Origin of the sequence: Bacillus sp. ES1-5 (genome assembly GCF_022487605.1) — a bacterium.
Taxonomy (GTDB): Bacteria; Bacillota; Bacilli; order Bacillales; family Bacillaceae_G; genus Bacillus_A; species Bacillus_A wiedmannii.
Genome location: NZ_JAKVPU010000001.1, coordinates 988,227 through 1,009,079 on the forward strand (window position 1 = coordinate 988,227; position 20,853 = coordinate 1,009,079).

Genomic DNA, 20,853 nt, shown 5'->3' on the forward strand with positions numbered 1-20,853 from the left:
TTTTCTTTATTTCCCCAAAATTCAATACAAATATTGTATAATATAATTGGAAGAAAGGGGAATTTAAATGACAGAGTGGCTAACAATATTTGATCCTGAAAGAAATACACTTGGGAAGAAATTGCGTGATGAAGTGCATCGTGACGGTGATTGGCACGAAACATTTCATTGTTGGTTTGTAGAAAAAGATGATGAAGATATGTTCTTATATTTCCAATTACGCTCTAAAAATAAAAAAGAAGCTCCGGGTATATGGGATATTACTTCAGCCGGACATATTATGCATGATGAAGATGTACAAATTGGTGGCCTTCGTGAAATTGAAGAAGAATTAGGGCTTTCTTTCCAAACGATTGATTTAGCATATAAAGGAATCTTTCAAATAGATTATGAAATTTCAAATCTTACAGATCGCGAGTTTTGTCATATGTATTTTCACAATGTCATCAATTCACTTCCATTCGCACCAGGTGAAGAAGTAGACGATGTGATGAAAATACATGCAACTTCTTTTCTACAACTATTAAAAAGAGAGATTTCATCTTTTACGGCTATTTCTGTTTTAAACAATAAACCAATAACGATAACATTTGAAGATATTTATCCATATGATCTTGCATACTATGAATTTGTTGTAGAACAAGGAAAAGAATTACTAAAAAATAATAGTTTATGAATAAAATAGGACTCCCATTTTAAAGCACTTGGGAGTCCTATTCTTTATAGTGGATGATTGACAATACCCGACTGATTTAAAATTCCAGTTTATTTTCTCTCTTTCGATGTTTGGAACATACTTGGCAGCGTTACAAAGCGTGCCCCTTTCGTTTTTAACTGCGGAATAATTTTGTCTAGCGCCTCTACTGATCCTTGCAAATACCCACCTGGTGTTGAATGCTGAAGTATAACACTGCCAGGAAATGAATTCCCTAACACATTATTGGTAATCGTATCAGCGCTTACTCCTTTCCAATCAACCGTATCAACACTCCATTGTACAATCATAAAATTTTGCTCTGTTGCCCACTTCAATTGATTTTCAAGTATTTCACCGTATGGCGGACGAATAAATTTCGGTGCATAACCAGCTAAACGATTTAATATTTCTTCCGTTTTCATAATTTGATTACGGTACTCAGCATCATTTACTTTCGCTAAATTTGGATGGCTATACGTATGATTACCAATTACATGCCCTTCATTCGCAATACGTTTTACTACATTCGGATACTTTTCTGCGTTTTCACCAAGCAAGAAGAAAGTCGCCTTCACATTATATTGTTTTAACTTATCTAAAATTTTCGGCGTAAATTCTAAATCTGGTCCATCATCAAATGTAAGAGCTACTTCCGCTTTATTGTACGGTCCTGAAAATGCGTACGCATATTTTTCGACCCACGAAAATGGTGTCCACGATCCACGCTCATATGCTTTCATTTGTACTGTATAGTTTTGAGGGATATATGCGTATGGCAATGAGCTTATATAGTCTCCATAATAAAATGAGTGATATGGCATATAGGCGTACGAAACATCTCGTTCTAGTCCCCATTGATATGGGGCAAACATTTCTGGTGAATAAAAATAATACATGATAAAAACCTCCCTAAAATTTCATATGTGATTCATCTGCACTTTGTTAGAGAAATTATTATTCATGAACAAAAATAAGACTGTCCATAAATAGGACAGTCTTACTGCTTTATACAATTAATAAATCGATGCACTATCTTTCGGCAAAGCTTTTACATGTTTTAAATAGCTTGTCACTCTGTCATCATCACCTTGCGGGTATTGATACCCATATGTGTTAGCAATTTCATTCGCTACTTCCCTAAATAAATTACCCATGACAAAGAATGACTCCCATATGTTTTCATATTCTGCATTAGAAAAAGTTCTTTTAAATTGCTCCCACATATCTTTTTCAATATATTGCTCGAAATGCTTCCCAAACTTTCCTGCATTACCTGTAAAGTCTGTTTTCATACCAATATGCCATTCTAGCATTACGATGAACATATCTCGTACTGGACCATCAAACATCCCTTTCGCATAAGAAAGTTCTTCTCTCCATAGTCCTTTTGCCACATTCGTACTACACCACCAAAATTCATTACAGCAATCTAAAAACTCTTTTTCTGTAGGCTTTTTTATTAAGTAATCTTTATCGCTTGCTGGTGGAAATTCAACAATACAATTATCTTTATCCAGAAGCAGTTTACTTAAACTATCTTGTCCAACGAACTTATTTATCAAATCAAATGGAACGAGCGTTAAATCAATTCGATTTCCATCCATAAACTGCATTAAATACGGAAATTTCCCGTCTTCGTCCGCTGGAATTAATGACATTTCTTCCGGCATTTGTACAATCATTATTTCTCCAAATCTCTGAATCCAATTATGATTAGACGTAAAAGATTGTATATCATTTACAACATATATAATATCATAGTCTTGAAAACAATCTTTCTTCACATGTGGATTTACACGTGACCCATTCATGATGACAGCTCGAATTCTTCCATCCTCTTTTGCTGTATTCATAATTAAGTTTAGCATGTCTTTTTCAGTTCTCATCTATTCCTAACCTCCAATTTTTATATAAGCTTATATTTTTATGCGTGTTGGAGGTCCACGAGCTAGCTGTGTTGCACACGATACATGTTATAATTTTTGAAACATCTTTTTCATTTTCTCTCCTCCTATTTTTTTATATCTATTCTTCTAAATCGTTCACATACAAGCAATATATCATCAGAAAAACCATGACCCACTTCATTCAATTTACTTCTGAAATATCTTTCATGGATCTCCTTCCAATTTTTATAGCTTTCATCCCCTTCAGCAATTGCAAATTCTTCTGTAATTTCATTCATAGGTACTATTGTTACTTCAATCGTTTTTACAATTGCTACCGGATTTTCATCGTGATCCAAAATAACAGAGTAGTCATCTGTAGTTGGTAACGGTATATTCTTTAATTCATAGAAGAGATATGCAGAACAAGTTGCGGTTTTCGTTCCGTCAACTACTTGCTGAGCAAGACTATTTGGGGTATCACCTAATTGCCATGCACTCACCGATTTTGGTATCTCAGCATCTTTCCAATACTCCGTCCAGTATTGTTGCGCTGCTTCATTCATTATCTCTCACTCCCCTAAAATCTACTATAAGTGTAATAGACTTTCGAACCGTATCACTCTTTTACGACTGCCATTACAAACCCATCGTACCCTTTACTTCCGACCGTTTGAAGCACAGTAGCACTTACACGTGGCTCTGCAGCTATTAATTCATAGAAGCGACGTATCCCTTGTATGCGAGGATCGTTACTCGTATTGTCAATAACTTCTCCTTCACGTACTACGTTATCCCCAATGATTACAGTACCAGGGCGTGATAGTTTCAGTGCCCCTTCAAAATAAGCAGGGTTATTTTGTTTATCAGCATCTATGAAAATAAAATCAAATGGTTCATACTTCTCATTTTCTATTTGTTTTAAAGAATCTAACGCTAATCCTAATCATATTTCAACTCTATCTTTCAAATTAGCACGCTCAATATTGCTACGTGCAATTTCAGCATGCTTTTCACTTGCCTCCAATGTAACAACTCTGCCTCCCAATGGCAATCCCCTTGCAAGCCATATCGTGCTATATCCGCCTAGAGTACCAATTTCCAAAATGTTTCGAGCTCCTTGTATTTGTACTAATAGTTGCAAAAACTTCCCTTGCGTTGGCGATACATCATGTGCTGGTAAATTAGCTGCAGCGTTTGCTTGAAGTACTTCTTCTAATGTAGAATCTTTTGGTATTAATACATCACTCACATATTGATCAACAGCCGTCCATTTCTCAATCGTACTCATGTAAATACCATCCCTTTCAATACTTTTCTACTATTCACATATTATTATACAGAAAGTTCTGTCTCGTAAACAAAAATAAAGAAGGGACATCTACTCCATTACAGAATAAATATCCCTTCTTTTATTTATAAATTTATCCCTTACGGATTAGTAGACCAAAGTCCTGCTGATTTAATAAATGTACGTTTATTTAATTTCAGCTGCGCTACGATAAACTCTGCAATATCTTCTGCTTGCATTACTTTATCTGGGTTTCCGTCAGTTAATCCTAAATCTACAGCCATATCCGTTGCTACTGTACTTGGAGTTAAAGCTGTTACACGAATGTTATGTTTGCGAACTTCCATCGCTAACGATTCTGTTAAGCCAAGAACACCAAATTTAGAAGCACTGTATGCACTTGTCATAGGTGCACCTTTTTGTCCTGCTGTAGATGAAATGTTAATAATATCACCAGATTGTTGTTCAATCATACTTGGTAAAGCTGCACGAGTTGCATAATATACACCCATTAAGTTTACTTGAATGATTTTTTCCCAATCAGCAACGTCTAATTCTAAAAACTTACCGAACTTAGAAATACCAGCGTTATTAATTAAAATATCGATAGATCCTAAACCGTTTTTTAACGTTTCAATTGCAGTCGTTACCTCTTCATATGAAGATACATCAGCAGTCGCAATAACAGCTTTTACGCCTTCTGCTTCTACTTCTTTCGCAACAGCTTTTAAGTTCTCTTCTGAACGAGCTAAAAGACCTACATTTACGCCCTCTTTTGCTAATGCGATTGCTACAGCGCGACCAATTCCTCTACCTGCTCCTGTAATTAAAGCATTTTTACCTTGTAATAATTCTGCCAAGTATAACACTCCTTAATCATCTCAGTTATGTATTATATTAAAATTGTATCTGTGTTTATGTAAAAAGGCAATGATGCACTTTCATGTGCGTAGGTTACTTATAGGTAACTATAGAAAGTTTCACTTTATAAGTCTCATGTTTTTGCCATAATTCATGTAAAATAAAAATAAATCCAGCATAGGAGAGTGTATGTGTATGAAAAGAAAAAAATGGTTCTTGTCACTAACTGCAGTCGGACTATGTATCATATTTTTGGCTATGTACTTTATATTTGGTAATCCACTACATTATAAAGTAATAGAAAAAGATACTAGCGACTATCTCTATACTATAAAAGGCTATAAGCAAAAAGAAATACAAAGCATAACCGGAAAATATACTCCCATTTATAATATCGGCTATTATGCAGAAGTAGTATATAAAGACGAACCTTATTTTACATACTCTTATACATACGATAATAATAAGAAAATAATACAAGACAACGGCATTTTAGGAAGACATACTGAATCATTTGAAAATCTTAATTTAAACTGGTCATTGTTTGACGGGTTAGTAGACGGTATTCATACAAACCTGCAAGAAAGAGGTTTAAGTGAAAAGAAAGATTATTCTATACGCTACGTTCAATTCATTGATATCGATGATGATAAAAACGGTGCAGAAGCATATGTTGACTTTAAGAAAGATAAAGAATCACATTATTCATACCGTATGAATAACGAAGGGAAAGCTTATCAATATAGTTGCAGTAACGGGGAATGTATTTTTAAAGAAAAATAGTGTTAGAAGATTTTCCTCCTAACACTACTTTTCTTCATATTTAGGAATACAAACAATAAATTCTGTTCCATTCCCCTCTTCACTCTCGACTTTTATTTTTCCTTGATGAAGGTCGAGTACCTTTTTTACGATAGCTAAACCTAATCCACTTCCTCCATAAGTACGATTTCGTGAAGAGTCCGCTTTATAAAAACGCTCAAAAATATGTTGTTTCTGTTCTTCAGATATACCAATTCCAGTGTCACGAATACGTATTTCTACGTATTTCTCATATTCTTGTAACTGAATTGTAATTGTGCCACGACTTGGCGTAAATTTAATACTATTATGAATTAAATTAATCCACACTTGACTCATACTTTCTTGATCCGCAGTTATATGCACTTTTTCTAAATCAAGGTCTAATTCAATTTCTTTTTCAGCCCAGAGCGGTTCACTATTTAACACAGTTTGCTTTAACTGTTGATCTAATCGATAAGTCACTCTTTCTGGTGTATACTCTTCCGACTCTAAAAGAGTTAGTTTCAGTAAATTTTGGCTTAGTTTAGATAATCTCGTCGTTTCCGTTTCAATAATGGTAAGATAATGCTTTCGTTTTTCCTCGGAAAGATTGTTATCTTGTAGTGCTCTAGCAAATCCTTTTATAGAAGTTAAAGGTGACTGTATTTCATGAGAAACATTCGATACAAATTCCTGGCGCATTTTCTCCATCGCATTCAGTTCATCTGTCATATCATTTATACTTTTTACGAGTACACCAATTTCTCCATCATACTTTTCTTCATTTCGTATTTTTACGGAGAAGTCTCCTTTTGCAATTTTTTGTATCGGTTCAATAATAGTCCAAATCATTGCCTCTCGTTTTGGTCTCATTAATATCCCAATCAATGTCCAGATAAGAACAATAAATATAAAACCGACCATATCACTAATTAAAAAGGCTACAAACGACGATACGTTTACTTCAAAAGCATTCAATATACTAGTTGCTACATAAAATGCGATAGACCAAATTATAGTGAGAAAAGAAAAAAGCGCTAATACCGCTCCCGTTACTTTCAACATCTTCAGCTTACTCATTCGTTTTCTTTTCCTCATTTACTTACCTCTAAGCGATACCCTAATCCTCTTATCGTTTTAATACTAAACTTCGACTTCTCTTCTTGAAACTTCTCACGTAGTCGATTAATATGAACGTCTAGTGTACGTTCATTCCCTTCAAAATCATATCCCCATACATCTTCAATTAACTGCTCTCTCGAACAAGTTCTTCCTGCTTTAGAACCTAAAGTAAAGAGCAATTCAAATTCTTTTAGCGGTAATGTGACTGTTTGTTCTCCAGCTGTAACTTCAAATGTTTTACGATTTAACAGTACATTCCCAATTTGAATCGATTGCGACACTGTAATTTGGTAACGTTTCAATAACGCCTTAACTCTCACTACTAGTTCTATAGGATCAAATGGTTTTACAAGATAATCATCCGTGCCAAGGTGAAATCCTTTTACTTTTTGAGACGTTTCCCCTTTAGCAGTTAGCATCAAAATCGGAATATCATAGTATTTCCTTAATTCAAAACATACATCAAATCCATCCATATTTGGCATCATGATATCAAGAACAACCATATCAACTTTTACTTCGTCTATTTTCTGAAGTGCATCTAGTCCATCAATTGCCTCATATGTTTGAAAACCTTCTCGTTCTAAAAATACAGAAACAAGTTCTCTAATATGCGGATCGTCGTCCACTATTAAAATGTTAGGTATCAAAGAAACCAATTCCTTTCTAATTCGCATCCTTTATAAAACTTTTAAAAATGAATCATTAGTGGAGTAAAAACCCCACTGATGATTCATTTTATAATGCGCCCTCTTTAATTTTCAATTGTTGCGTTGCAAATTCACGATACATATCATGTGTCTGTAATAATTCATCATGTGTACCGCTTCCTGTAAGATTCCCTTTTTCTATAAAGATAATTTTATCTGCATCTACAACAGTAGAAAGCCTATGTGCAATAACTAACGTTGTTCTGCCTTTCATTAAGTTATTTAATGCTTTTTGAACGACAGACTCTGATTTACTATCTAGACTTGAAGTTGCTTCATCTAACATAAGAATTTGTGGATTTCGAAGTAACGCTCGAGCAATCGCAATTCGTTGTCTTTGCCCTCCAGAAAGCTTCACACCACGTTCTCCAACTTCTGTTGCGTATCCGTTTGGCAAATCATGAATAAATGCATCAACATATGCCATCGCTGCTACTTTTTCAATTTCTTCATCTGTCACTTCCCCCTCAACACCGTAGCAAATATTATCGCGAATTGTCCCATCAATTAACGGACTATCTTGTGAAACGTAACCAATTTGGCGTCGCCATGATTGCAATGAATAACTCGTAATTGAGTCTTTTCCTAATTTAATGGCACCGCTAGTTGGCTCGTAAAAACGTTCTAATAGTGAGAATAACGTCGTTTTCCCGCTACCACTTGGTCCTACAATCGCTGTTACTTTTCCTGATTCAATTGTGAAATCAATATTCTTTAAAACTTTCTCTTCTTCGTTATACTCGAAATGTACATTTTCAAGAACGATTGGTTGCTTAGCATTTGTGACTTTCACACCAGTTTCATGATCTTCTACTTCATATTCTAAAATTGTATTAATTCTTTCCGTTGCACCAATTGCCTTTTGGAATTGTGTAAAGAACATAGATAATTGACTCATCGGCATTATAATTTGAACTAAATATAAAATAAATGCTACTAGTTCTCCTGTTGTTAATGCACCGCTAGAAACTCGCATTCCACCATACCCTACGATAATAACAAGTAATGCCATTAAAACAAACGACATAACTGGTGAAATTAACGCTTGCACTTTTCCCTCTTTCAAGCCAAATTGTAATAGCTTTTCAATACCTTTATTTCCAGTTTCATATTCCTTTTTTTCTGTGTTCGAAGATTTCACTAAACGAATTTCTGATAACACTTGTGTTAATACACTAGTAAAAGATGCTGTTTCATCTTGAAGTGCTTTTGAAATCTTATACATTTTTCGTCCAAGTGGAACTAAAATGAGTACTGATAATGGAATAACCGTTAAAAGTAAAAGTGTCATTTTCCAATCTAAAACAAATAATACAATTAATGATCCAACAATCGAAATACCGCCTGTTAATAAATTTGACAAATGCTCAGAAATTAATGTTTTCACAACTCCTGTATCATTTGTCATACGGCTAATTGTATCGCCTGTTCTATTTTGATCATAATAAGTTACCGGTAAAATAAGTACCTTTTTCCACAAACGTTCTCTCAGTCCAGCTACAATCTTCTGTCCTATATAATTTAGTAAATATATAGATAATCCCGCGGCTATAGTTTGCATAATAAAGAATGCAATTAGCCCAACAATTTGTCCTGTACTAATTGACGAAAGTGAAAAATTATCTACTAATCCCTTCGTTAACATCGGTATAAATAAACTTGCTCCAGTAGAAAGCAAACTCATTAATAACGCAAAAGCAAGAATCCCCTTTGGAGGATTTGTATCTTGAATAAGGCGTAAAAACTGCCTCCAGCTCCCTTTTTTCTCCATCTCATTTCTAACTTCCATTTTTGTTCATCTCCTCGTGTTAAACCAAACTGTTCTTTCTAAAAATAGAATACAATACAAATGTAAACTGAATGTAAACACACTTTTTCTATTTTTACAAAATATACATACAAACGCATCTTTACAACAGATATAAACATCTGATATTATTACCTGGTGCTTAATATTATTCTATGTTAATTTTAGATAACCAATTTACAATACTATATAAATCTCCCGTTATTGAAAGGAGTATCCTTTTTGCAAACAAATATACATTCTGAAAAGGAAACAATCATTTTTATTCATGGCTTAGTCGGCAATCGTCGTGCCTTCAAAAAAGAGCATAAGCGATTTTCCGCCTCTTACAACATTATTACTTATGACTTATTAGGTCACGGCGACGATAAAGGAGAAGCTATCGAATTTTCATTACAGCGCCTCGTAGATCAACTATTGAAATTATATGAAAACGAAGGTATTACAAAGGCTCATATTTGCGCTCTAAGTTATGGCTGTTATATCTCTACAATTTTTGCACAAATGCATCCAGAAAAAGTATTAAGCATTTGTCATATTGGTGGACATTATAATAATCCATCCCTTTTATATAACGTATTTCAAAAATTTTGGGAGAAGCGCGGAGACGAATACTCTAAATGGCTCTCTCAATACGCAAATACCATTTTTCCAAGTGGCATACTAAAGGCAAATCCGTTCGCAGTCATTTCAAGAAATATTTATTACCGTTTCGGATTGCAATTACATTCATCAATTATTTCACAGTCATTACGGCATCGTTTAGAATTCGATTTAAAATCTAAATTAAAATCACTTCCCCACCCTATATTATGGGTAATGGGTGAACATGATCATCTCTATAAATCTTGTCTTTTTGATTTAAAGTCCATTCTTCCTAACGTTTTATATAAAGAAATACCGTTAGCAGGACATGCAGCAAACTTATTTCGCCCGAACTACTTCCATGACCTATACGCTCGATTTTTAAATGGGAAGTTACAGTAAACACTACTACATTCCCAATTTATTCAACTATAAAAAGGCTTCCCAAGTTTCCCTGGAAAGCCTTTTCTCTATACGAAAAGTATATAAACTACTTTTTCTTAGTATGCTTTTGTGTAACCTAACATGTGCTTGCTCCAGTAAGAGTTACTTACAGAACTAATACGTACACCAGTTGCATCAGTTTCTGCACTAATGAACTGACCGTTTCCTAAGTAAACGCCCATGTGAGAAGGACCTGATTTATAAGTATTTTGGAAGTATACTAAATCACCTGGTTGTGGATTGCTAGTTTTTGTTTTAGAGCTCCAGTATCCAGCAACTGTTTGACGAGCGCCTTTATTACCAGTTTGATTTAATACGTAGTGAATGAATCCACTGCAGTCAAAACCAGCAGGTGTTGTACCAGCAGTTCTGTATGGTGAACCATTTAAAGATCTAGCGAATCCAGCGATTGAAGATGTATCTCCACCTGTTGTTGGTTTTTGTACGTCTTTACCTGGTTGTTGAACGTTATTTGTAACGTTATTGTTATTGTTATTTGTAACGTTGTTTACTCCGCCTTTTACAAACTTAACGAAGTCTGCACTTACGTAACCTGTACGGCCGTTATGGTTAATTTTGTACCAACCATTTTCAGCGCCAGTAACGTTTAATACTTTACCGTTTGTTACGCCACCGATTACAGCGTTGTATGTAGCTGGGCCTGTACGTACTTTTAAAGCACCAGTGTTAACAACATAAGAACCACCAGTTTGAACTGTAGTAGTATTGTTGTTTGTAGTTGGTTGTTGTGTTTCGTTAGATACAGCAGAACCACCTTTTGTTACGAAGTCTTTGCTTACGTATCCAGTTCCACCATTGAAGTTGATTTTAAACCAATCTTGTACTTCTCCAACAACTTGTACTGTTTTACCTTTATTTACAGAGCCTAATACTGTATGAGATGTACTTGGGCCTGTACGTACGTTAAGTGAAGAAACGTTTACTGTGTAAGTACCAGTTCCTTGTTGAACAGTAGTTCCTGTTTTACCACCAGTCGTTACGAAGTCACCACTTACATAACCAGTTTGACCGTTTACAGTTACTTTGAACCAACCGTTTTCTTGTCCAATTACTTGTAGTGCTTGACCTGATTTCACTTTAGAAATAACGTTATGTCCTGTACCAGCACCTGAACGTACATTTAATACATCAGCTGTTACCGTGTATTTTAATTCAGAAGTTGTTTCTACCTTTTTTGTTTCAGTTACAGTCGTTTGAGTTTGAGTTTGTCCATTAATTTCTTTTAGCGCCTCATTTGAAACTTGAGCCTGAGCAGAATCCATACCTGGAACTGCAACACCCACTACAGAAGCTGCTGCTAAACCTGCAATTACTTTTTTCATAAGTTGTCTTTACTTCCTTTCCCTACTATCCTCTTTAAAAAACTTATAAACTTAATACTTTACAATATTATTAAAGTAAAATATTCATTAAGTTCCATTTTTTAACAAGAGTTTTATTTTTCACACAGAGTTCATTTTAAATGAATGAAGTGAATTCCGTGTGAACTTCATGTGAACTTTACCATTAAACTTATTGTTTTTGCAATGCTTTTTTCAATTCTCTTATGTATTTCATTGAAAATTCGACATTTCATTCATTATCTTAATATACATTTTCTATCCACTTTGAAAAACTCTATTCATCTAATCCAATGCAAAGAATGTATTTTCTAGTAAAGTCCCTTACATAAAGCATACTCTTATCATGACAAAAAATGCTTTTTTTATCAATAGTATAATATTTTCAGAAAACTTTTTTGATACTATCTATCACTTATAAAAGATTTGACGATTTGTAAGATTTAACTTCAAAAATTCTGTTCTAATTTGGCGAAAACACACACACCACTACCCACTTTTCACTAACTATGGTATTTATAGGATATTTATATTATCATATATATAGTGGTATTTTAACCAATACAAATTTTATTTACCCTACACTGAAACCTATCGAACTTTTACAGGGCGGTACATTGAATTTTGAGATGGAAGTCGTATTGCCCGCAAATAATGGGATTAAAAAAGGAGGTATATTTATGAAAAACATAATAGATGATCCTATAAATAAAAATATAGAATTGTACTATGCTTTTTTTCAATTCGTTTCAATTATTACCGTACAAAAAATATCAACCATTGAAACACGTAAAAACGAATTAAAAGATCAGATGAAAAATTCCTATCAAAAAAATCCTTATTACTTATAAAAGGTGAACAGGTTGTATCCCTGTTCACCTTTTATCTCGCATTATTTATAAATTTTCACACGATTTTCTAAAGGTTGGTATTCTTTTTCACCTGCAGTTACCACCGGTTTACCAAACGGCATTTGCGCAGTAAGTTTCCAGTTTTCTGGAACTTCCCATTCTTTTCTCACTTCTTCATCAATTAATGGATTGTAATGCTGCAATGTAGCACCAAATCCTTCAATTTCTAAAGCTGTCCAAATTGCAAATTGTAACATTCCTGAGGATTGCTGAGACCAAATTGGAAAGTTCTCTTTGTATAATGCAAAGTTTTCTTGCAATTCTTCCACTACTTGACTATCTTCGAAGTATAAAACCGTTCCATAACCACTTTTAAATGCATTCATTTTTTCTTCAGTAGATGCAAAATTATTTTCAGGTACAATTTTTCGTAACGTTTCTTTCGTAATATCCCATAACTTATCATGTTGTGCTCCTAGCAAGACGACAACGCGGGCGCTCTGAGAGTTAAAAGCTGAAGGTGTATGTTTTACAGCATGATAAATCACTTCTTGAATTTTTTCATCAGAAACTACTTGCTCTTTACTAATCGCGTAAATAGATCTTCTGTCTTCAATTGCTGAGTAAAAATCTTTTGCCATCATAATTCCCTCCAATTTTCATTTGAGGCTTTTTCATATGTATACATCATGTTCTGCCTCTTAAAACTTATCATTAATAAGTTTCTAACTTTATACTATCAACAATCAATAATAAACTCAAATAATAACACTCCCATTTTTCACCTTTTTACTTCCTAATATTAACAATAAAAAGGCAATTTATTGTTACCTATAATGAGTAACAACAAATTGCCTTTTTTATATGATGATCTAACTCAGTATTTTACTTAATTAACTAAACCAAATGCATAAGACATTAACTTATTCGTCTCTGTAAAACGCTTCGTTTTACCTTTCGTTCCCATTACAACTGTAATAATACGAGTATCACCTTGTTTTGCTGTACCCGTAAAACAATACCCTGCGCTATCTGTGAATCCTGTTTTTAATCCGTCTATTCCTTCTATATATAAAGCTTTATTATTTTTGTTTAACATATCATTTGTACTTACAACATTAATATTATTAAATGCTAACTGACTTTGACGTAAGTGAGTCACTTCTAATATTTCTGGATAGTCTTTTATTAGATGATACGCCAAGTTTGCTACATCAGCAGCTGTCATCTTCGTCTCACTTCCATCAGGTTCTTGTAGTCCTGATGCATTTGCGAATTTAGCATAATCCGACATTTTTAACTGCTTTGCTTTTTCATTCATAAGTTGAACGAAATCTTTCTCTGTTTTTGCCATATGTTCTGCTAAAGCTACAGCCGAATTATTTGCCGATTCAATCATTAATGCATGGTACAAATCTTTAACAGTTAATGTGTCATTCACTTGGACTGGGATTCTCGCACCCTCTGTTTGTGCCGCTTTCGCACTCATTTTCACCGGATCTTCCCAGCGAACTTTCCCATTATGTACATTTTCTAATAGAAGGTACGCTGTCATCATCTTAGACATACTTGCTGGCGCAAAAGCTTCATTTTCATTATGTTGATAAATAATATCTCCATTACTCGCATCGATAATCATAGCTGCTTTTGCATCAATTTCCGGTGGTATGTACTTTGGTGGCACTACTTTTTCAGCTAATTCTGTTTTAGGTAGTTCTGCCACCTGTAAAGGTTGTCCCTCTATATTTGTTGCACTCTTTTGAGTTCCTTGGAATAAGAACCAACATATCCCTAAAATAATGACTACTAGGATCGTCAGCCTCCCCCATTTTAACCGCTTCATTTCAAAACTCCTTTAGCAAACCTTTTATACACTCACGTTTAACCATAACAATAATTACTTTATATCGTCAAGGAAAAAAGCATATTTATTCATCTAATACATTTATGTTACAATTAAAATATCGAAATATAAGAATATTTAATTTTATATTGTCGTAATTTAACTACTTAATAGAAAGGATTCTTACGATGCTACTTCCAAAAACATTAAAATACGGAGACACAATCGGCATTTATTCGCCCTCTTCACCAGCAACCTACACTTCTCCTAAAAGATTTGAACGAGCGAAATCTTATTTACAACAGAAAGGATTTCACATATTAGAAGGTTCACTAACAGGTCGATATGATTATTATCGCTCTGGCAGTATACAAGAGCGTGCCGAGGAACTGAATGCTTTAATAAGGAATCCTAATGTATCTTGTATTATGTCAACAATTGGCGGTATGAATTCTAATTCATTATTACCTTATATTGATTATGAAGCTTTTCAAAATAACCCTAAAATAATGATTGGCTATTCAGATGCAACAGCTTTATTGCTAGGGATTTATGCTAAAACAGGAATCCCTACATTCTATGGTCCGGCACTCGTCCCCTCCTTTGGAGAATTTGAGCCTTTTGTAGATTATACATACAAATATTTTGTAGAAACATTACTACATGATCAATCGCTTCCTTACAACATAAAACAGCCTTTATTTTGGTCAGATGAATTTATTAATTGGGAAGTGAAAACGAAAGAAAAAGAACTTAGACCAAACAATTGGATTTCCGTAACAAATGGACAAGCTACTGGACGTATTATTGGAGGGAACTTAAATACAATAGAAGGAATTTGGGGTAGTCCTTATATGCCATGTATTCAAGATGGGGATATTTTATTTATTGAGGATAGTTCAAAAGATGCAGCTACTATTGAAAGAAGCTTTTCATTACTTAAAGTTAACGGCGTATTTGATAAAGTTTCAGGTATTATTCTTGGAAAACATGAGCAGTTTGATGATTGTGGTACAAATCGCAAACCGTACGAAATATTATTAGAAGTACTGCAAAACCAAAGCATTCCTTTATTAGCTGACTTTGATTGTTGTCATACCCACCCGATGATCACTATGCCGATAGGTGTTCAAGTGAACATGGATGTAACCAATAAAACAATACATATTTTAGAAAAATGGAAGATATAAAAAACGCCTATATTATAGGAAGAAAATATTATAAACTTTCCATTAGAAAACATAAAAAAGCTCCGTTCATCACAAACGGAGCTTTTTTATTATTGTCCTAAATTTTGAACCTTCTCTTTCAAATCACGAACTTGATCTATCGTCTGCATAAGCTCAGAGTTTTTAAATTGCTCTACATCCACTTTTCCTTCTTCTATCTTCGTCATTGCCGTATCAATTAATGTATTTAACTTTTCGTTATATCCGACGATTTGCTGATGAAGATCCTTCGCTACATCAGGTGGTGTTAATTCATTGAAAGCAGGTATATCTTGTTTAATTTCACTAAGCTTCGTTTCTAACTCTTTTCGAGCTTCGCTATCATTAACAGCCTTTTCAGCTAATCCTGGTGCATCATTTGCAAATGCACTTATTTCATTTACATAGTCTGTCGCTTTTTGAGCATAATCTATGGAGTTCTTTCCTTGCTCTACTAGTGAACACCCCATTAAACCAATTGAAACTATACATACTAATAAAATTGATTTGATTTTCATTTTAGACTCCCTTCTTCATTATACTTGTCTGTAATCTTCTTTATCATAACTTCTAGCTAAATCACCTACAACCTTTTTCAAATATCTATTTAACCTCTCACATGCCCTATTATCGTTACAACATCTATTTCTATATGTACGCTAATAATATCTTCAATTATATCCATATATCCTTGTCCGATAGCTGCTCCATAGTGTAATGTAAGCCCCTTCTTTTCATACACTGACTTTGGTACTGAAAAAATAAATCTCCTCAAGTTTCTTTCATCAGCAGGCTCCATAATTAAAACAATTCCATCCTCTTCAAACATATACACTCGCCCTCCAACTTTACATTCACTATGGCTCAGTATTGCCTTGGTCAGCAAAATTTAAAACATAATAAATTAAGATACATTCTGCTTTATCATAAAGTGAAACTTTAATCAGCCCTCACCAATCGGTTTTTTACTGGCAGCGAGGCCCCAACCTAGCTTTTTTGCTTTCGCTGAATTTTGAGGTGAGGTTTTACTGCCCGGCAAATAGCGGGATAAAAATAAAAAGCATTCATTCTTTTTTTAAGAATGAATGCTTTTTAAAAAATCAATTTCTAACTCTAGCATCTTTTTTTGACGAGGTTTTACTTTTCTTACGGGAACTCCCGCATAAATATACCAATCATCTAAACTCTCTTTTACCATACTCATCGCACCGACTGCCGTGCCTTCTCCAATAGTTACATTTGGAAAAATAATAGAATTAGCACCAATAATCGCATGTTTTTTTAAAACAACTTTTTCTGTTTTCACATTCCTATATTGACTCGGGACAGTTGGCCCCATTAAAGTATTTCCACTGAAATCATCAATTACTGCATATACTATTGTTTTAGCTGAGATATTTGCAAAGTCATGCATTTCAATCCCAACTTCCCCTCCATATAACGCTGTATACGCTGATATATGCGAATAACTTCCAATTGTGATTTTACCACTTAAAATGCAAAAATCATCAATTCTTACATTATTACCAACTGATATAACACCCGGATTATATATACTTGCTTTTTTACTAATCAATACATTTTTCCCAACAGACAAAAACCCAATTTTCTTTAGTTCTTCTAGACTATAAAAACTATTCATCTGCCCAAACCACCTTCTGCCCTAAACAGCTTACAATTTGTTCTACTATTTCTTTCGTCATTCCTTCCCATAAAGGTAAACTTACTATTCGTTTTGCTATTTTATTCGTTTTTGTTAAATCTGTAGACTTATAGTTTCTAAAAAGTACTTGTTGGTGGCAAGATGGTGAAAAGTATAATCTAGCTTCTATTTTCTGTTTTTTCAGTTCTTCTATTACTTGTATGTTGTGAACTTCTTCTGGACAAAGAATAGGCATAAATTGTTGAATAACTACTTCTGCCTTTTGGACTTGCCACCCTTTTTTCATTAACCCAGTATTTTGTAACAACTGTTTATACCATTCAGAAATACGGGTGCGTTCTTTTAATTTTTGATCCCATTTTTTCATAGTTGCAATCCCAATAGCGGCTGCATATTCAGACATTTTACAATTAAACCCCATCATCGTACATTCACGATTTTTATCAAATCCGAAATTCCCCATTCTTTTAATACGTTGTATATCTTCTTCGTTTTTACTATATATAAGCCCTCCTTCACCAATTCCGAAAGGCTTTGTTGCATGAAAACTATATACAATCATTCCACTAAAATCCTGACCGTAATGCATACTTTCATTTATTAATCCGAATCCCGGTGCCGCATCTACGACAACCGGAACACCCTTCTTCTCTAATTCTTCATATTCTTCTAAGTTCATCCATGATCCAAAAGTGGCGTACGGGACAACAATCGCAACCTCTTCTTTTAATTCTTCAATTTTATCCAAAAGTACTGTTTTATCCATATACCAATCCTCTATTGAAATATCAATAAAATAAGGTTCCAATCCACACCAAATAGCCGCTAATGGAGTCGCAGGGAATGTAAAACTAGGCATGAGGGCATACTTTCCTTTTCTTCTTTTCTTAAGTTGAATAGCCGCCATTAACCCTAACGTTGCGTTTGCTACTGTTGTAACAGCTCCCCTGTTCTGAAAAAATTCCGACATAATTGTTTCCTCAAAACGTTGATTTATAGGCCCATAATTCGTATATATGTGAGATGTATCAATTTCCTTCAATTCTTCCAAATACTCAATTACAGGTACAGTTGAAGCACGTAAAAAAGGAATATTCTCCATATCCATTTATTCCTTCCTATCATTTTCGGACAATATAGAGCATATCTGTTTCAGATAGTCCAAATTTCCTAGCACTTTTCATTCCTTGTTTTTCAGCTACATTATATAATTCCACCTTAAATCCCGCATTTATTAATCGTTGAATGAATCCGGATTGATTATAAATTCTCACATGATCTTCTTGACCAAAAGCTAATTTCCGCAATTGTGGTGTTACAATTAATTCATTCTCTATAACAGAATCTACATTCATTACGATAGGTACTTGAATAATCCCCCATCCATTTGGCTTCAAAACTCTATATAACTCTCGCATTGCTTTATCATCATCAGGAACATGTTCTAATACATGGCTACATAAAATTACATCAAAAGTATTACTATCATATGTAATTCTTGTAACATCAATTTCCTTCATTAGTGGATCCTTTGGTTCTAAATCCCCACATACATACGTAATATTTTCATACTCGTTAAACCAATCTCTTAACTTCGCTTCAGGTGCAATATGAAGCATAGTATACTTTCTACTTAACAAGTCCGTTTCTGTTTCAATGTATGCACGATACAATCTTTCACGATCCATCGAACTACAAACTGGACATATCCCTGTATCTTTATTCCACATCTCAAATTTATATTTCGGAAAATCATAATGTGCTGGCCATGGGGAAAATTTCCCAAATTGTTGATTGCAATATTGACAATAACAACATTCTTTCTCAAACATATGAGCAACTAGCTTGTTTAACCCTTTTTCTATCTTTTCATTATAAATTTGATCTAGTTCACCATTTCTTACTGCATCCTTAACTATAAATCCCGCATTTTCTAAACAATAAGATAAACTCTCTTTATAATCTCTTTCAGAACTTAAAAATCCACTATTATACGCATCTATAATTAATTCAATCCATTCTTCAATTGTCATTAATATAAAGTGCATTTGTTTTTGATTTTGTCCACTATGTTGTCTAAAATAACTGAGAGGTTCTTGTATATAAACTACTTTTCCTTTCCTCATCATATCTAGCCATGTTGCAATATCGTTAATAGCAGAATACGCCTTCCCTTTAAAATACCCAAACTTCCCTTCAAACAAATCTCGATTAAACAGAACAGTTGTCGGTTCACCAACTATATTTTTTAAGTTTTTTAATATGTAATTCCCTAATTCTTTGCCTTCAAAAAGTGTAGTTTCTTTCGCAATTTTCATATTCAATGTTGAGGATGGTAATATCTCTCCATTCTCATCAATCAGTTCACGATATGACGTCACAAATGAAATATTTTCTAACTTCAAAAAGTATTCCATCATTTTCTCGATCTTTTCATGATGAAATAAATCATCATCTAATAAAAAGTTTATATACTCTCCGTTCGCAAGTTCTATACACTTATTAAAGTTTTCAGCAACTAGCGGCGTTTCATTTTGAACATATGTAATACACTCATATTCACGTAAATACGGTTGAATCATAGCATTGACTTCATTATTTGTACTGTCGTCAGAAATAACAATTTCAATATTTTCATATGTTTGATTCAGAGCGCTATTGAGTGCCAATTCCAAGTAATAAGGTCTATTGTACGCAGGAATCAGTATACTTACTTTCGGTAAAAGAGAATTATTATTTATATGTTGTTTTTTCTTTTCTATGTTTATTTTCTTTTCTTTAATTTTTTGATAATAGTCTAATGTATATAATATCGATGATGGAACTATCCTTCTTGCATAATCTAGAAAATTTGTTATCGCTTTGTCTAATTCTTTTTCGGTGGATAAGAAACCATATTTTTCTCCTGCTATAATACTATGTGAAAAATCTTCTAATCCATCCATCATTTTATTAGATTCATTTAACTGTTGATCTTGATGTAATCGAAAGTAACTAAGTGTCTCTGCTATATATACTGCTTTTCCTTTACTTAATAAAGATAACCATGAAGCTATATCTACGTTACATAGATACCTCCTCTTATCAAAAATCCCATACGGTTCTTGTAAATCATTTTTACGAAATAAAACTGTTGTCGGTTCTCCAATATAATTTTTTTGATCGACAATTACCCTATTCCCTAATTCTGTTCCCTCTATAATCATATCCTCTTCAAATAAACGAACAGTTGAATAAATATGGCGTAATTCTTCTCCTTTATCATCAATTACTTGACGATGAGATGTTACAAGCTTAATTTCATTATCTAGATCATTGAAAAAATACTTCATCATTTTTTCAATTTTATTCACATGAAATAAATCATCATCCATTAAAAAATTTACATACTCACCGTTCGCTTCATTAAATAACATTAGAGCATTTTCAAATTGTCCGAGAGTTGACCTGTTTTTTATATAAATAATATTTGAATGATCACATAAGTATTTTTGTAACACCTTTTCTGTTTCGTCATTCGTGCTATCATCTCCAACTATAATTTCTATATTAGGGTACGTTTGTTCTAACACACTACATAATGCCTCTTCAAAGTAGCGAGGACGATTATACGTAGGAATTAAAACACTTACCAATGGAAGTTGATCTACCACCTCTTCAGTTCTTTCAATACGAGTTCTCATTTTACTCTCTCACCTCTTCGCATATTATTTATATACGCGACACGAAAATCACATTATT

20 protein-coding genes and 1 pseudogene are annotated in these 20,853 nt (G+C 33.7%); 5 read left to right on the forward strand and 16 right to left on the reverse strand.

Annotation, left to right across the window (positions count from 1 at the left end; all coding sequences use genetic code 11):
* Positions 1-67 precede the first annotated feature (67 nt).
* Positions 68-676 carry an NUDIX hydrolase gene (locus MKO96_RS05080; RefSeq protein WP_240586878.1) on the forward strand — a complete coding sequence of 203 codons (609 nt, stop codon included), beginning with the start codon at positions 68-70 and terminating at the stop codon, positions 674-676.
* An 89-nt stretch (positions 677-765) separates the two neighbouring features.
* Here the strand turns inward: MKO96_RS05080 and MKO96_RS05085 are convergent, their stop codons facing one another.
* From MKO96_RS05085 to MKO96_RS05105, 5 genes and pseudogenes are all read right to left on the reverse strand, one after another.
* The gene (locus MKO96_RS05085; RefSeq protein WP_240586879.1) at positions 766-1,593 is read right to left on the reverse strand and encodes a peptidoglycan-N-acetylglucosamine deacetylase; all 828 of its coding nucleotides are present in this window, start codon (positions 1,591-1,593) and stop codon (positions 766-768) included.
* Between the two features lie 117 nt (positions 1,594-1,710).
* Positions 1,711-2,583 carry an aminoglycoside 6-adenylyltransferase gene (locus MKO96_RS05090; RefSeq protein WP_240586880.1) on the reverse strand — a complete coding sequence of 291 codons (873 nt, stop codon included), beginning with the start codon at positions 2,581-2,583 and terminating at the stop codon, positions 1,711-1,713.
* A 125-nt stretch (positions 2,584-2,708) separates the two neighbouring features.
* Positions 2,709-3,149 carry an ASCH domain-containing protein gene (locus tag MKO96_RS05095; protein WP_240586881.1) on the reverse strand — a complete coding sequence of 147 codons (441 nt, stop codon included), beginning with the start codon at positions 3,147-3,149 and terminating at the stop codon, positions 2,709-2,711.
* Between the two features lie 53 nt (positions 3,150-3,202).
* Positions 3,203-3,874: pseudogene (locus MKO96_RS05100) on the reverse strand (O-methyltransferase).
* A gap of 140 nt (positions 3,875-4,014) precedes the next feature.
* Positions 4,015-4,734: a 3-ketoacyl-ACP reductase gene (locus MKO96_RS05105; protein ID WP_240586882.1), complete on the reverse strand. Its 720-nt coding sequence runs from the start codon at positions 4,732-4,734 to the stop codon at positions 4,015-4,017.
* A 190-nt stretch (positions 4,735-4,924) separates the two neighbouring features.
* Here MKO96_RS05105 and MKO96_RS05110 point away from each other — a divergent pair, with 190 nt between their 5' ends.
* The gene (locus MKO96_RS05110) at positions 4,925-5,518 is read left to right on the forward strand and encodes a DUF3139 domain-containing protein (RefSeq protein WP_240586883.1); all 594 of its coding nucleotides are present in this window, start codon (positions 4,925-4,927) and stop codon (positions 5,516-5,518) included.
* 24 nt (positions 5,519-5,542) lie between these two features.
* On the opposite strand, the gene hitS is transcribed toward MKO96_RS05110, so the two are convergent.
* The 3 genes from hitS to MKO96_RS05125 all read right to left on the reverse strand — a co-directional run bounded on the left by hitS (position 5,543) and on the right by MKO96_RS05125 (position 9,139).
* Entirely contained in the window at positions 5,543-6,616 is a 1,074-nt protein-coding gene (hitS, locus tag MKO96_RS05115; protein WP_240586884.1) for an envelope stress sensor histidine kinase HitS, read from the reverse strand.
* Complete coding sequence (hitR, locus tag MKO96_RS05120; RefSeq protein WP_000612742.1) at positions 6,613-7,290, reverse strand: envelope stress response regulator transcription factor HitR; 678 nt, start codon at positions 7,288-7,290, stop codon at positions 6,613-6,615. Before hitR ends, hitS begins: the two co-directional genes overlap by 4 nt.
* 88 nt (positions 7,291-7,378) lie before the next feature.
* On the reverse strand, positions 7,379-9,139 hold the full coding sequence (locus MKO96_RS05125) for an ABC transporter ATP-binding protein (RefSeq protein WP_240586885.1): 1,761 nt from the start codon (positions 9,137-9,139) through the stop codon (positions 7,379-7,381).
* 240 nt (positions 9,140-9,379) lie between these two features.
* On the opposite strand from MKO96_RS05125, the gene MKO96_RS05130 reads away from it, so the two are divergent.
* Positions 9,380-10,144 carry an alpha/beta fold hydrolase gene (locus MKO96_RS05130; RefSeq protein WP_240586886.1) on the forward strand — a complete coding sequence of 255 codons (765 nt, stop codon included), beginning with the start codon at positions 9,380-9,382 and terminating at the stop codon, positions 10,142-10,144.
* A gap of 98 nt (positions 10,145-10,242) precedes the next feature.
* On the opposite strand, the gene entFM is transcribed toward MKO96_RS05130, so the two are convergent.
* Positions 10,243-11,529, reverse strand: coding sequence for an enterotoxin EntFM (gene entFM / locus MKO96_RS05135; RefSeq protein ID WP_240586887.1), 1,287 nt, complete (start codon positions 11,527-11,529; stop codon positions 10,243-10,245).
* 698 nt (positions 11,530-12,227) lie between these two features.
* Here entFM and MKO96_RS05140 point away from each other — a divergent pair.
* Positions 12,228-12,398, forward strand: coding sequence for a DNA mismatch repair protein MutT (locus MKO96_RS05140; protein ID WP_140386736.1), 171 nt, complete (start codon positions 12,228-12,230; stop codon positions 12,396-12,398).
* Between the two features lie 41 nt (positions 12,399-12,439).
* Here MKO96_RS05140 and MKO96_RS05145 read toward each other — a convergent pair whose 3' ends face one another.
* Both MKO96_RS05145 and MKO96_RS05150 read right to left on the reverse strand, forming a co-directional pair.
* Entirely contained in the window at positions 12,440-13,042 is a 603-nt protein-coding gene (locus MKO96_RS05145) for a nitroreductase family protein (protein WP_240586888.1), read from the reverse strand.
* Positions 13,043-13,287: 245 nt separating this feature from the next.
* Positions 13,288-14,241 (reverse strand): D-alanyl-D-alanine carboxypeptidase family protein, encoded by a 954-nt coding sequence (locus MKO96_RS05150; protein WP_098275059.1) that lies wholly within the window; start codon positions 14,239-14,241, stop codon positions 13,288-13,290.
* Positions 14,242-14,429: 188 nt separating this feature from the next.
* Between MKO96_RS05150 and MKO96_RS05155 the strand changes: the two genes are divergently transcribed.
* Complete coding sequence (locus MKO96_RS05155) at positions 14,430-15,431, forward strand: S66 family peptidase (protein WP_240586889.1); 1,002 nt, start codon at positions 14,430-14,432, stop codon at positions 15,429-15,431.
* A gap of 89 nt (positions 15,432-15,520) precedes the next feature.
* On the opposite strand, the gene MKO96_RS05160 is transcribed toward MKO96_RS05155, so the two are convergent.
* The 5 genes from MKO96_RS05160 to MKO96_RS05180 form a co-directional block, all read right to left on the reverse strand.
* Positions 15,521-15,967: a DUF6376 family protein gene (locus MKO96_RS05160; protein WP_240586890.1), complete on the reverse strand. Its 447-nt coding sequence runs from the start codon at positions 15,965-15,967 to the stop codon at positions 15,521-15,523.
* Positions 15,968-16,056: 89 nt separating this feature from the next.
* Entirely contained in the window at positions 16,057-16,278 is a 222-nt protein-coding gene (locus MKO96_RS05165; RefSeq protein WP_140386735.1) for a hypothetical protein, read from the reverse strand.
* Between the two features lie 246 nt (positions 16,279-16,524).
* A complete protein-coding gene (locus MKO96_RS05170) occupies positions 16,525-17,091 on the reverse strand; it encodes an acyltransferase (RefSeq protein ID WP_087980237.1) in 567 nt (188 codons plus the stop codon).
* Positions 17,084-18,214 carry an aminotransferase class I/II-fold pyridoxal phosphate-dependent enzyme gene (locus MKO96_RS05175; RefSeq protein ID WP_240587386.1) on the reverse strand — a complete coding sequence of 377 codons (1,131 nt, stop codon included), beginning with the start codon at positions 18,212-18,214 and terminating at the stop codon, positions 17,084-17,086. The genes MKO96_RS05170 and MKO96_RS05175 overlap by 8 nt, the downstream gene beginning before the upstream one ends.
* Before the next feature lie 19 nt (positions 18,215-18,233).
* Positions 18,234-20,795, reverse strand: coding sequence for a glycosyltransferase (locus MKO96_RS05180; RefSeq protein WP_240586891.1), 2,562 nt, complete (start codon positions 20,793-20,795; stop codon positions 18,234-18,236).
* Positions 20,796-20,853 lie beyond the last annotated feature (58 nt).